12 protein-coding genes are annotated in these 11,368 nt (G+C 72.8%); all 12 read right to left on the bottom strand.

Going from position 1 to position 11,368, the window contains the following annotated elements; translation table 11 throughout:
* Positions 1 to 12: 12 nt before the first annotated feature.
* Genes ABZT47_RS27760 through ABZT47_RS27705 form a run of 12 tightly spaced genes read right to left on the bottom strand, consistent with a single transcriptional unit; the run spans position 13 to position 11,308 of the window.
* Entirely contained in the window at positions 13 to 1,281 is a 1,269-nt protein-coding gene (locus tag ABZT47_RS27760; RefSeq protein ID WP_354848130.1) for a cytochrome P450, read from the bottom strand.
* Positions 1,274 to 1,573, bottom strand: coding sequence for a DUF1330 domain-containing protein (locus ABZT47_RS27755; protein WP_354848127.1), 300 nt, complete (start codon positions 1,571 to 1,573; stop codon positions 1,274 to 1,276). Before ABZT47_RS27755 ends, ABZT47_RS27760 begins: the two co-directional genes overlap by 8 nt.
* Complete coding sequence (locus ABZT47_RS27750) at positions 1,570 to 2,379, bottom strand: PhzF family phenazine biosynthesis protein (protein ID WP_354848124.1); 810 nt, start codon at positions 2,377 to 2,379, stop codon at positions 1,570 to 1,572. The genes ABZT47_RS27755 and ABZT47_RS27750 overlap by 4 nt, the downstream gene beginning before the upstream one ends.
* Complete coding sequence (locus tag ABZT47_RS27745) at positions 2,376 to 3,365, bottom strand: ornithine cyclodeaminase family protein (protein ID WP_354848121.1); 990 nt, start codon at positions 3,363 to 3,365, stop codon at positions 2,376 to 2,378. The genes ABZT47_RS27750 and ABZT47_RS27745 overlap by 4 nt, the downstream gene beginning before the upstream one ends.
* Positions 3,349 to 3,990: a hypothetical protein gene (locus ABZT47_RS27740; RefSeq protein WP_354848119.1), complete on the bottom strand. Its 642-nt coding sequence runs from the start codon at positions 3,988 to 3,990 to the stop codon at positions 3,349 to 3,351. The genes ABZT47_RS27745 and ABZT47_RS27740 overlap by 17 nt, the downstream gene beginning before the upstream one ends.
* 14 nt (positions 3,991 to 4,004) lie before the next feature.
* Positions 4,005 to 4,997 carry a branched-chain amino acid transaminase gene (locus ABZT47_RS27735; protein WP_354848116.1) on the bottom strand — a complete coding sequence of 331 codons (993 nt, stop codon included), beginning with the start codon at positions 4,995 to 4,997 and terminating at the stop codon, positions 4,005 to 4,007.
* The gene (locus ABZT47_RS27730; RefSeq protein WP_354848113.1) at positions 4,997 to 6,400 is read right to left on the bottom strand and encodes a hypothetical protein; all 1,404 of its coding nucleotides are present in this window, start codon (positions 6,398 to 6,400) and stop codon (positions 4,997 to 4,999) included. Before ABZT47_RS27730 ends, ABZT47_RS27735 begins: the two co-directional genes overlap by 1 nt.
* A 16-nt stretch (positions 6,401 to 6,416) precedes the next feature.
* The gene (locus tag ABZT47_RS27725) at positions 6,417 to 6,710 is read right to left on the bottom strand and encodes a Dabb family protein (protein WP_354848111.1); all 294 of its coding nucleotides are present in this window, start codon (positions 6,708 to 6,710) and stop codon (positions 6,417 to 6,419) included.
* A complete protein-coding gene (locus ABZT47_RS27720; RefSeq protein ID WP_354848108.1) occupies positions 6,707 to 7,930 on the bottom strand; it encodes an ATP-grasp domain-containing protein in 1,224 nt (407 codons plus the stop codon). The genes ABZT47_RS27725 and ABZT47_RS27720 overlap by 4 nt, the downstream gene beginning before the upstream one ends.
* Positions 7,906 to 8,955 (bottom strand): cysteine synthase family protein, encoded by a 1,050-nt coding sequence (locus ABZT47_RS27715; protein WP_354848105.1) that lies wholly within the window; start codon positions 8,953 to 8,955, stop codon positions 7,906 to 7,908. The genes ABZT47_RS27720 and ABZT47_RS27715 overlap by 25 nt, the downstream gene beginning before the upstream one ends.
* Positions 8,937 to 9,830 carry a hypothetical protein gene (locus ABZT47_RS27710; protein WP_354848102.1) on the bottom strand — a complete coding sequence of 298 codons (894 nt, stop codon included), beginning with the start codon at positions 9,828 to 9,830 and terminating at the stop codon, positions 8,937 to 8,939. The genes ABZT47_RS27715 and ABZT47_RS27710 overlap by 19 nt, the downstream gene beginning before the upstream one ends.
* Positions 9,827 to 11,308 carry a lyase family protein gene (locus ABZT47_RS27705; protein WP_354848099.1) on the bottom strand — a complete coding sequence of 494 codons (1,482 nt, stop codon included), beginning with the start codon at positions 11,306 to 11,308 and terminating at the stop codon, positions 9,827 to 9,829. Before ABZT47_RS27705 ends, ABZT47_RS27710 begins: the two co-directional genes overlap by 4 nt.
* Between the last annotated feature and the right edge of the window lie 60 nt (positions 11,309 to 11,368).

The raw sequence follows: 11,368 nt of genomic DNA, 5'->3' as shown, positions 1-11,368 counted from the left end.
GAAAGCCCCGGATCAGGCCGGAAGCAGTTTCACCTGGAGGCTGCTGATTCCGCTCAACAGGTTGGAATGGACCGGCTCGGGCTCGGCCGTGATGTGCATTTCGGCGACGAATTCCCGCAGCGCCTCCAGCATGGCGCCGACCTCCGTGCGCCCCAGGTAGGCGCCCAGGCAGAAGTGCGGCCCGTATCCGAAGGTGGCGTGCCGGTTGGGGAAGCGCCGCAGGTCCAGGCGTTCGGGGCCGTCGAAGACGTCCTCGTCCCGGTTGGCGGAGGAGTTCCACAGCGTGACGATGTCGCCCGCGGCGATCTTCGTTCCGCGGACGGTGACGTCCTTGAGCGCGCTCCTGCCGAAGTGCATGGCCGGGCTGACCCAGCGCAGGATCTCCTCGACGGCGGTCTTGGTCTCTATCTCGCCGGCGCGGTAGGCGGCCCACTGCTCGGGGTGGCCGACCATCGCCGGCACCGTCCCGATCATGGTGAGGCGGCTGGTCTCGTCGCCGCCGATGATCAGGCTGTAGCAGTTGAAGACGATGTCGTCGTCGGTCAGCGGCACCCCGTCGATGCTGCTGGCGACCATCGCGCCGATGACGTCGTCCTTGGGGGTGCGGCGGTGCTCGGTGACCAGGTCGTCGAAGTACATCAGGATCTCGTTGCGCGCCTCCAGCGACGCCTCGGCGGCGTCCTCGTCGTCGGCGTCCACCTCGTCGCTGCTCAGCGCGGTCTTGGTCAGGTCGAGCAGGTGGTCGCGGTGCTCGTCGCCCTCGGGGACGCCGAGCAGGTCGCAGATGGTGTTGATCGGGATCTTCTCGGCGACGTCCCGCGCGAAGTCGCAGGCGCCCATCTCGACGCCCGCGCGGACCCTGGCGCGGGTGTTCTCCCGCACGCGTTCGGCGACGTAGGACAGCGCGCGGGGCGAGAACGCCTTGAGGAACACGTTGCGCAGGTCCTGGTGGCGCTTGCCGTCGGTCACCGCGAGCATGCGGCCGGCCGCGGAGTCGCCGCCCGCCAGCAGTGTGGTCAGGACGTTGCCGCGCTCGGAGGTGAAGTGGTCGTCGTCCTTGTAGACCGCCATGATGTCGTCGTACCTGGTGAGCGCCCAGAACCCGGGACGGCCGCCGCGGGGGGCGTTCCAGAACACCGGGGCCTCGGCGCGCAGGCGGCGCCAGATCGCGTACTGGTCGTGGGCGCGGAAGGTCCGCGGGTCGGCCAGGTCCAGCGCGTCCAGATCGACGGGAAGACCGGCGGAGAGGCCGGCGGAGAGGCCGGCGGGGAGCTCAGTCATCCGAGCCGCCCCCGTCCACGAGGATCAGGTCCATCTCGACGCCCTCGCGCAGCGGGGTGATCTCCGCGTACTCCGGCGAGTTGTACCAGCGCCGGGCGTGCTCGGCGCTGGGGAACCGCATGACCGACAGGTGCGTGGGGTGCCAGTCCCCCTCCAGCACGTCGAACGCCCCGCCGCGGATGGCGAAGCCGCCGCCGTACGCCTGGAGCGTCGCCAGGACCTTGTCCCGGTAGAGGGCCATCTTCTCCTTGTCGGGGATGGCGGCCACGTTGCCAATGACGAACGTCGTCATCGTTCCTCCCGTTCGTGTAGCTCTCCACTCATGAAGATCACCGCGCGGCCATACAGCCCCACGCGCTCGCCGCGCGTCGTCACCCGCACGCGGCCGCCGCGCGGGGAGCACTGGAAGCCGGTCAGGCGGCGCCGGCCGAGCCTGGCGCTCCAGAAGGGGCCGAGGCAGCAGTGCGCCGAGCCGGTCACCGGGTCCTCGTCCACGCCGTGCCGGGGGGCGAAGAAGCGGGAGACGAAGTCGTGCTCCCGCCGTCCCCGGGCGGTGACGATGACTCCCCGCACGGGGAAGGCGCTCAGCGCGGCGAAGTCGGGCCGCAGCTCGGCGACCTCCTCCTCGTCGGCCAGCTCGGCCAGGTAGTCGAAGCGGTTGCGGCCCATCCAGACGGGCTTGGCGCCGAGCGCCTCGGGCAGCCCGTCGGGGACCTCGGTCTCCTCGGCGGGCTCGGCGGGGAAGTCCAGGCCGATGCCGTCCGGGCCCCGCTCGGCCGAGAGGACGCCGCTGCGAGTGGCGAAGCGCAGTGGCCGGGCGCCGTCCTCGCCCTCCCCCTCCCACAGCACGTGCGCGGCGGCCAGCGTCGCGTGCCCGCACAGGTCGACCTCGCCCGCGGGGGTGAACCAGCGCAGGCCCATGCCCTCCGGGGAGTCCGCCGGGGTGGACCGGTCGACGAACGCGGTCTCCGACAGGTTCATCTCGGCCGCCACCGCCTGCATCCAGCGCGCGTCGCGCGGCCGGTCGAGCAGGCACACCGCGGCGGGGTTGCCCTGGAACGCCGCGTCGGCGAAGGCGTCGACCACGTAGATCCTCATGGCGCGGGGTAGGGAACGTCGGCGCCGAGTCCGAGTTCGCGGGCGGCGCGGGCCGCGGCGAAGCCGGAGACGATGTCCTGCGCGGCCATGCCGAGCGACTTGTACAGGGTGATCTCCGCCGCGTCGCCGCGTCCCGGGTGCCGTCCGAGCAGCACCTCGCCGAGCTCGGCGCGCACATGGTCGGGGCCGATCAGCCCTTCGGCCAGCGGGACGCGCAGGTCGCCCGACTCGCTCGCCGCCGACTCCCTGCTGTCCACGAACACCGCGCACCTGGCGACCGCGTCGCCGGACAGCTCGCGCGCGTCGGCGACCGAGGCGCCGACCGCGTTGACGTGCGCGCCGGGCGCGAGGTCGCGCCCGAAGACGACCGGCTCCTTGGCGGAGGTGGCGGTGCAGACCAGGTCGGCGCCCGCCAGCGCGTCGCCGGCCGTGGGCGTCACCTCGACGGGGACCGCCAGCCAGGACGCGGCCCAGCGCCGGAAGTCCTCGGCGCGCCCTTCCGTGGGGCTGTACACGCGGACCCTGCGCAGGTCGCGCACGAGCGCGAGGGCTTCGAGGTGCGAGCGGGCCTGCACGCCCGACCCTATGACGGCCAGGTCGCCGGCGCCGGGGAGCGCCAGCGTGTCGGTGGCCACCGCCGAGACGGCGGCGGTGCGGATGGCGGTCAGCTCGGCGCCGTCCAGCAGCGCCAGCGGGAACCCGGTCTCGGGGTCGAAGACCAGGACCACGCCGATGTGCACGGGCAGGCCCTTGTCCCGGTTGCCGGGCCGCAGCATGATCGCCTTGAGGCCGTATCCGGGCAGGTCGCCGGTGACGTGGCAGGGCATGGACGCGAAGACGCCGTCCTCGCCCGGGGGCCGCAGGATGGTGCGCAGCGGCTGGGTGACCTCTCCCCCGCTGTAGGAGCGCATGACGCCGGCCATCAGGCCGATCGCCCGCTCCATGGGCAGGGCCTTGCGCACCGCCCCGCTATCGAGGAACAACATCGGCGTTCTCCCTGTGGATGTCGGCGGCGGTGGCGTCCAGGTCGTCCAGGACGAACACCGACCAGACCATGCGGATGGGCCGGGTGCGCGAGATGAACTCCAGGCCGTAGTGGTCCACGGCCGGGGCCGTGGTGAGCGCCAGGTCGCTGAACCCGCCGCTCGCGGCCATGGCCGCCGCGCTGGTCGAGTTCATGATCATGACCTTGCCCTGCGCGAACGGCGCGGGCAGCAGCTGGGTGATCAGCGGGGCGGGCGCCGGGTGCGTGGCGATCGACGGCCGCACGGGCAGGGCGTCGTTGCCGCGCGACTTGGCGAGCCCGTACAGCGGGGTGTCCATGATGAACGCCCCCGCCAGGGCCAGCCGCGTGTCCATGTAGAACTCGTTGACCGCCCGGTAGGCGTTGGCCACGATGAAGTGGCTGATGTCCCGGTTGAGCAGGGCGTCGCACGCCCCCTCGTAGGTGTCGTACAGCGAGAGCTGCGGTTCGCTCGGCAGCTCGGAGAGCTTCTCCCACAGCAGGGTGGCGGCCGTCTCGCTGCTCGTCCCCGCGGGGCCGAGCGTTCCTATCTCCTTCAGCACCACCCGGCTCAGCGCGTCGATCTCCATCCACCCGAGCAGTTCCATCCCGCTCGCTCCTTTCATGCCGGTCGCTCCACTGGCTCGCCCCTGTTTGAGTCCGGCACACCCGGTTCCACCGCGGTCAGCCACCCGCGGGTGTCCTCTCGCTCGGCCCTGACCACCTGGCGGTAGCGCTCCACGAGCCGGGAGGTGACCGGGCCGGGCTCCCCGGTCCCGATCGGCCTGCCGTTGACCACGATCACCGGGGTGAGGCCGACGCCGGTGCCGGTGAGGAAGACCTCGTCGGCCAGCAGCAGGTCGGCGGGGTGCAGCGGCCGCTCGGCGGCGGTCAGGCCGAGGTCGGCCGCCAGCGTGAGCACCGTGTCCCTGGTGATGCCGGGCAGGATGTCGGCGTCGGGCGGCGGCGTGAGCAGGGCGCCGCCGCGCACCGCGAAGACGTTGGCCGTGCTGGCCTCGGCGACCTGCCCGGCGTCGTTGAGCAGGATCGCGTCGTCGTAGCCGGCCGCGCGCGCGTCCTCGACGGCCAGCGCGCTGTTGACGTACCCGCCGGTGATCTTGGCCTGGACGGGGACGGCCGCGCGCGAGGGCCTGCGCCACGAGCTGACCAGGCACCGGACGCCGCCCGGCGGGGTGTAGGCGCCCAGGCGGGAGGCGACGATCGTGACCGCCTCGGAGATCCCGCCCAGGCCCACCCCCGGCGGGGTGCCCGGCAGCAGGCCGAGCTTGTAGGCCAGCGGCCGGATGTAGACGTCGCCCATGTCGCCGTTGCGGCGCAGCAGCTCCACGGTGAGGTCGGCCAGCTCGTCCACGCTCAGCCCCACCTCGATGCGCAGCAGCCGGCACGACCGCAGGAAGCGGCGGTAGTGGTCGCGCACCCGGAACAGGTGCACCCGCCCGCCGCCCGCGGCCGCGTGCGCCCTGATGCCCTCGAACGCCCCGGTGCCGTAGTGCAGGCCCTGGGTGGTCGGCGGCAGGCGGACGTCGTCGAAGCGGACGAACCCCCCCTCGTTCTGGACGCGGTGGTAGACCCAGCGGCCCGGCAGCGGCCGCATCACCCTCTCCTCGCGGCCAGGGCGAGGGCGGCGCGGGACTCGCGGTCGTCGCGGGCCGGCTCGTCGCCGCGGCCGTCCACCACGCGGGCGGCCTTCCAGCTCACCATCGCGCCCGTGCTCGTGATGCTCCCCGGGTCGCCGAAGGAGACGACCAGCTCGGTGCCGAGCACCTCGCGGCACTCCTCCTGGGCCAGCAGCAGGCCCGGGTGGCTCTCGGAGGCGCCGTGCAGCATCAGGTCGACCCGGTCCTCGCCGAGGGGCGTGCGCTCCAGCCTGATCTGGTAGTCCATGAAGCCGCCCACGTGCCGCAGCAGCAGGTCCTCCAGGTCGTAGCCGGTGACGGCGTGGCCGTTCAGCATGATCTGGTCGCCCACCCGGCCGAGCACCTCCACGCGCGGCGCGGGGATCGTCGCGCCCGGCGCCACCGGGTGCATGCGCACCATGTCGCCGGTCCGGTAGCGCACCAGCGGCTTGGCGCCCTGGTAGAGGTTGGTGATCACCAGCTCGCCCTGGCGCACGCCGGCGCCGTCGGCCCGCGCGGGCCGCAGCGTCACCGGGTCGATGACCTCGTAGTGGTTGATTAGCGGCGCGGTGTAGAGGCCGCCGTCCGCGCCCGAGGCGGCGAGGACGGACGCCTCCTGCGAGGCGTACAGGGCGTTGTAGGCGCGCGCGCCCCACAGGGCGCCGATCCCGGCGAGCAGGCTCGGCGAGGCCAGCTCGCCGGTGAGCATGAGCACGTCCAGCGAGAAGTCGGCGGCCGGGTCCAGGCCGGCCTCCCTGGCCTTCTTGGCCAGCGACAGCGCCATGCCGGGCGTCGCGAACAGCCCGGTGACGGGCAGCATGCGCATGACCTCGAGCGCGCGGTCGAAGCCGATCATCGGCGAGTGCGGCCACATCTTGGCGACGGCGATGCCGAGGTTGCGGCACACGTCGCCGAAGGTGTCGCCGGTCGCGTGCAGCTCCGAGGGGCCGGAGACCCCGACGACCTGCCGGTCGCCGTACTGGTCGAACACCGTCTGGTAGTAGGCGGTGAGCACGGTGTTGTTGTGCAGGGTGTCGGTGTTGTCGCGCGGGCAGGGGGTGGCCCTGCCCGTGGTGCCGGTGGTCTCGTAGAAGATCCACGCCTCGTGCATCGGGCGGGACAGCATGTCGAACTGCGCGTCGCGCAGGTCCTGTTTGGTGGTGAAGGGCAGCGAGCCCAGGTCGTCGTCCTCGGCCGCCCCGTCGAGCCTGGCGCGGTAGAACGGGGAGCGCTCCTTGACGTAGGAGATGGTCTGGCGGAGCAGGCGGGCCTGGTGCGCGGCCACGCGCGCCTCGTCCCACTGCCCGGCCAGGAACTCCCGGTGCAGATCCCGCAGCGACCTGGCCATCTCGTCGAGCTCGGGGTGGTGAATCGTGAACATCGAAAGCCTCGTGTCTCTACTCTTCGAGGTCGGCGATGACCCAGTCGCTGATCTCTCGCCATAGCGCCGCCGACTTCTGGTGGAAGGGGTGGAGGAGGTATCTCTGGAGCGCGTCCGCGTCGCGGACCAGGCCGATGACGGCGAAGTCGTAGGCGATGGCGCGCTCGGAGATGTTCCGGCCGGTCCGCCATTCGAGGAGGTCCTCCACCTCCGCGCCGACGTCGGCCGACATGCGCTCCGCCTCGATGGCGCGCTCGTCCGCCCAGGTGTGCCCGGGCTTGAACTTGAAGAGCACGATGTGCCGGATCATTCGCCCACCTCCACGCGCAGGGCCGCGGCCGCCAGGTCCAGCCGTTCGGTGAGTTCGGTGACGGTCCCGCCGCGCGCGATCACGTGGCCGAACCGGTCGTAGGCGCTGCGCGGCGGGCCCACCCGCGTGCCCGGCGCGGCGGTGACGCCGACCCGGGCGACGCCCGGCATTGCCGCCGCCCGCTCCACGCCGGAGACGGCGCGGACCTCGCCGGCGCGGTCGGCGACCAGGAACCGGATGCCCGCGTAGCCCTCGTGCCTCTGCTCCAGCGTCACCGGCGCGCCGATGGCGCCGCGGATCTGCTGTTCGAGCAGGTCCAGGCCGTCGACCAGGGAGATCAGCTCGGGGATCATGCCGCCGGCCAGGCGCGGGTTGATCTCCACCACCGCCACGCCGTCGGGCAGGAGCCTGACCTCGGTGTGGGTGGGGCCGTGCTGGACGCCGACCGCCGCGAGCGCGAGGCGGACCGTCTCGCGCATCGCCTCGCCGTCGGCGGCGCCGACGGGCGCGGGGTACAAATGGCCGGACTCGACGAAGTACGGGTGCCCGGTGAGCGACTTGGCGACGATCCCGACGCACCTGGCCTCGCCGTCCGTGTGCACCATCTCGACGCTGAACTCGGGGCCTTCCAGGTACTCCTCGACCAGCGCCGCCGGCTCGCACACCTGGCCCCGGACGTTGACCCGCACCGACAGCACCTGGGCCACCTGCGCCAGCGCCTCGGCCGGAGTCGCGCACAACCGGACGTCCTCGGACCCCGAGCCGCCGACCGGCTTGACCACGCACGGCAGCCCCACCCGCGCGACGGCCGCGGAGGTCTCACTCTGGTCGTGGACCACGGCGAAGCGCGGCTGCCGGAGCCCGGCCTTGGCCAGCGCCCGCCGGGTGCGGCCCTTGTCCCGGCAGATCCGCACCGCCTCGGGCGGGTTGCCCGGCAGCCCCAGGTGGGCCGCCAACTCTGCGACGGTGGCGACGTAGAAGTCGCTGGTGGTGGTCACTCCGCACAGCTCGGCCGCGTAGGGGGCGACGGTGGCGAGGAGCGAGCCCGGGTCGTTGGTGTCGCAGCGCACCACCTGCGCGCCGGTGGCCGCGAGGCCCCGGTAGCGCTCCGGCCCGCCGGTGAGGAACAGCGGGTCCAGGCCGAGCTCGCCCGCGGTCCGCAGCGCGATCATGCCGGTGCCGGTCGTGTTGGCCTCTACGCAGGCAAGGCGGCCTCGCATCGCACCTCCCGGCGTCTCGGCCCGGGGAAGCAGTTGGACCAGGTCGTCACGGTCTGGGAGGCGTCGACCTCCACGGGCGCGTCGGCGACGGGCATGCCGTGCAGGTCCTTCTCCAGCCAGTGGCCCTCGTCGTAGACGGTGGCGCAGTAGCGGTCGCCGCGGTCGGGCATGATGCCGACGATCCGCGTGCCGGGGCCCTCCCTGCGGGCCAGGTGGCGCAGCACCCCGTACACCGAGCCGGCGGTGTTGCCGCCGAAGATCTGCTGCTCGGCGGCCAGGTCGGCGGTCGCCTGGAACGCCTCGCGGTCGTTGAGCCAGTGCACCTCGTCGATCAGCGAGTGGTCCACGTTGTCGGGGACCAGGCTGTTGCCCAGGCCGCTCTGCAGCCGTCCCGGCAGGTCGGGCTGGCCGAAGATGACGCTGCCGACGCAGTCCACGCCGACCGTCCACAGCTCGGGCAGCGTCTCGCGCAGGGCTCGCGAGGTGCCGCACAGCGAGCCGCCGCTGCCGACCGCGCCGACCAGCACGTCGATGTGCCCGAGGTCGGCCAGCAGTTCGGCGGCGAGGGTGGCGTAGGCCCGCGGGTTGTCGGGGTTGCTGTACTGCCGGGGCCAGAACGACCCGGGCAGCTCGGCGCGTAGCAGTTCCAGCCGTTCCAGGCGGGCGCTCTGCCAGCCGTGGGAGGTCATCTTGTCGACGATGTGCACCGAGCAGCCCAGGAAGCGGAGCTTGGCCAGGGTGATCGGGTCGATCCGCGGGTCGGTGACGATGTGCACCGGGTGACCGAGCGCGGTGCCGACCAGCGCGACGCCGAGCGCCATCGTCCCCGAGGAGCTCTCGACGATGGCCGCGCCCGGGGCCAGCTCGCCCGACTCGCGGGCGGACAGGATGACCTGCCGGGCGACCCGGTCCTTCATCGCGAACAGGTTCTGCAGTTCCAGCTTGGCGTAGACCGCTGCGCCGCCCAGGTCGAGCGATACCAGCGGGGTGTGCCCGATCGCGTCGATCACGTTGTTGTGAAGCACCGGACCTCCTCTGCGTCGGCGGTGAGCGAATGGTCGACGTGCGCGTGTCCCGCCAGCCGCGCGCACGCCCTCTCGGCGCGGCCGAGCCGGTCGCGGTAACGCGGGTCGGCGATGTCCAGCAGCAGGCCGATGGCGGTGCCGCTGTGCGCGACCGCGACGCCGAGGCCGCCGACCTCCTCGCAGATCTGGCTCATCGACCGCATCGTGGTCTTGGGGTTGAGCCGCTGGTTGAGGATCGCGCTCTGGGTGGCGACGTGCCCGATGTCGGCCACGTCGCCGGCGGCCACGGCGACCACGAGCATGTCCAGCAGCCGCGCGTACTCCTTCCTGTCGTCGTCGGAGAAGGGCTTGGGCCGCCGGTTGAAGGCGATGGTGTCGACGCTGCCGCCCTCGTCGACGCTGACGATCGTCAGCGGAGGCAGGTGACCGAGCCGGGTGAGCAGGCGCACCTCGCGGTGCAGGAAGGCGACGGCGCCGTCGTACATGACGCCGTCGGTCGGCTCGATGGGCCGCAGCAGCGACTCGATCTCGGCGGCCTGCGGCACGGCCCCGATGGCCTCGCCGACCGCGCGGGCGGTCGCCACCAGGTCGGCGGAGGAGCTGCTGAACCCCTTGCCCTCCGGCAGGTCGCTCTGCACGGTCAGCACACCGCCGGTCCGCACGCCGTGCTCCTCCAGCAGGGCCCTCGCGACCCGCAGCGACTTGCCCTTGTGCCCGGGCACCACGGTGACCTGCGCGGACTTCGGGTCCAGGCGGAAGGTCGCCCGGCTGGACCTCGGGATGGGCAGCGTCACCAGGAAGTCCTGGCCGCCGCCGGCGAGCTGCCCTTGCATGAGCTCGCCGAAGGTCCCGTAGGCCACCCCTGTGCCGATCACGACCGGGACTCGAGACCGAGGAGCCCGTCCACCGCGGCCACCGACGCCTCGGCCCGCCGGCGGCGCGCCGACCACTCCCTCGCCAGGACGGCCAGTTCCTCGCCCTGGCCGGCCAGCATCGCGCGGACCTCGTCGGGGTGCGCCGAACCCAGCGAGCGCTTACGCCGCAGTCCGTCGCCCGGTTCGAGCGTGCCGTCCAGCAGGCCGGCCGCGTCGGCCACCGGGTGGCCGGCGCCGGCGCAGACGCGCTCCAGCGCCTCCGGGTCGGCGGGCGTCCCGCCGGCGATCATGGCGACGATGTAGCGGCCCGCGATGACCTGCGCCGTCCGCCACGGCACGCCCGCGTCCAGGGTCAGCCGGTTGGCCAGCGAGAAGCCGCCGAGGTGCTCCCCGGCGCACAGCTCGCGTCCCCGCGCGGCGGGGAAGACGGCGTTGTCCAGCACCAGCGTGAGCAGGCCGAGCACGGAGGCGAAGGTGCGCGTCGCGGAGTCGAGCTGCGCGCCGCCCTCCTTGCCCACCTCGACGGTGTTGCTGTACGGCGTGCCGCGCTGGGCGGCGGCGACGTCGACGAACCACGACAGCAGGTGCGCCGTCCGGCCGCGGATGCGCTCCAGCAGCGGGTAGTTCTTCTTCTGCGGCATCGCCGAGGAGATCCCGGCCAGCTCGTCGGGCAGCTCGACCAGCCCGTAGTGGCTGCCGGCCCAGGTCATCAGGTCGCTGACGAACCTGTTCAGCCCGGTGGCGAAGGTCGCCGCCTCGGCCGCGAGCTCCAGCATCCACGCCCGGGAGGCGACGGCGGCGAGCGCGTGCGTCCGCGGCCCGGCGAAGCCCAGGTGCCCGGCCATCGCCGCCCTGTCCCAGGGCAGCTCCTGGCCGGCCATGGCGCCCGCCCCGAGGGGGGACAGGTCGGCGTGGTCGTAGGTCGCGAGCAGGCGGCGCAGCGTGTGCAGCAGATGGTCCGACAGCGCGCTGAGATAGAAGCCCGGGGTGATCACCTGGGCCGCCTGGAGGTGGGTGTACCCCGGCATCGGCGCCTCGGTGTGCCGGGCGGCCAGCCGGTGCGCGGCGTCCACGCAGGCGACCAGGCCCTCGGCGATCCCCAGGGTCCGCTCGCGGCCGAACATGAGCTGCGCGCAGGCCTGCGCGTCGTTCCTGCTCCGGTCGACGTGCCAGCGCGGCGCCGGCGCGCAGGACCGCGCGGCCACCAGGCGCTCGATGCCGAAGGAGATGTCGGACAGATTCTCCTCGGGGTCGGCGGTGAGGTCCTCGGGAGTGATCGCGTGCAGGGCGCTCGCGATTCCCCCGGCCTCCTCGGGCGCCAGAATCCCCATCCGCCGGTATTCGAGCAGCAGGACCTTCTCAATGTGGAGGTAGTGCGGCAGGAGATGCCGCACCTCATAGGAGAACTGCGGCTCCAGCACCTCCTCGTGCAGGAGGTTCGCCGGAGCGCCGCCAATTCGGCCCGTCACCATAGCCATGCCCGAACGCTAGGGCGGCGACTTATCGGCTCGTTTTCACCCGTCTATGAAAAGCAGATG

This window comes from Sphaerisporangium sp. NPDC005289 (genome assembly GCF_040607455.1).
Taxonomy (GTDB): Bacteria; Actinomycetota; Actinomycetes; order Streptosporangiales; family Streptosporangiaceae; genus Sphaerisporangium; species Sphaerisporangium rhizosphaerae.
The sequence above is the reverse complement of the archived record's forward strand: the minus strand, read 5'-3'. Positions and strand labels throughout refer to the sequence as shown.

What these genes read in the sequence shown, in the direction of transcription:
- ABZT47_RS27760 (WP_354848130.1), bottom strand. Translation starts at nt 1,281, where the DNA reads ATGACTGAGCTCCCCGCCGGCCTCTCCGCCGGCCTCTCCGCCGGTCTT.
- ABZT47_RS27745 (WP_354848121.1), bottom strand. Translation starts at nt 3,365, where the DNA reads ATGTTGTTCCTCGATAGCGGGGCGGTGCGCAAGGCCCTGCCCATGGAG.
- ABZT47_RS27730 (WP_354848113.1), bottom strand. Translation starts at nt 6,400, where the DNA reads ATGTTCACGATTCACCACCCCGAGCTCGACGAGATGGCCAGGTCGCTG.
- ABZT47_RS27705 (WP_354848099.1), bottom strand. Translation starts at nt 11,308, where the DNA reads ATGGCTATGGTGACGGGCCGAATTGGCGGCGCTCCGGCGAACCTCCTG.
- ABZT47_RS27725 (WP_354848111.1), bottom strand. Translation starts at nt 6,710, where the DNA reads ATGATCCGGCACATCGTGCTCTTCAAGTTCAAGCCCGGGCACACCTGG.
- ABZT47_RS27740 (WP_354848119.1), bottom strand. Translation starts at nt 3,990, where the DNA reads ATGGAACTGCTCGGGTGGATGGAGATCGACGCGCTGAGCCGGGTGGTG.
- ABZT47_RS27750 (WP_354848124.1), bottom strand. Translation starts at nt 2,379, where the DNA reads ATGAGGATCTACGTGGTCGACGCCTTCGCCGACGCGGCGTTCCAGGGC.
- ABZT47_RS27720 (WP_354848108.1), bottom strand. Translation starts at nt 7,930, where the DNA reads ATGCGAGGCCGCCTTGCCTGCGTAGAGGCCAACACGACCGGCACCGGC.
- ABZT47_RS27735 (WP_354848116.1), bottom strand. Translation starts at nt 4,997, where the DNA reads ATGCGGCCGCTGCCGGGCCGCTGGGTCTACCACCGCGTCCAGAACGAG.
- ABZT47_RS27755 (WP_354848127.1), bottom strand. Translation starts at nt 1,573, where the DNA reads ATGACGACGTTCGTCATTGGCAACGTGGCCGCCATCCCCGACAAGGAG.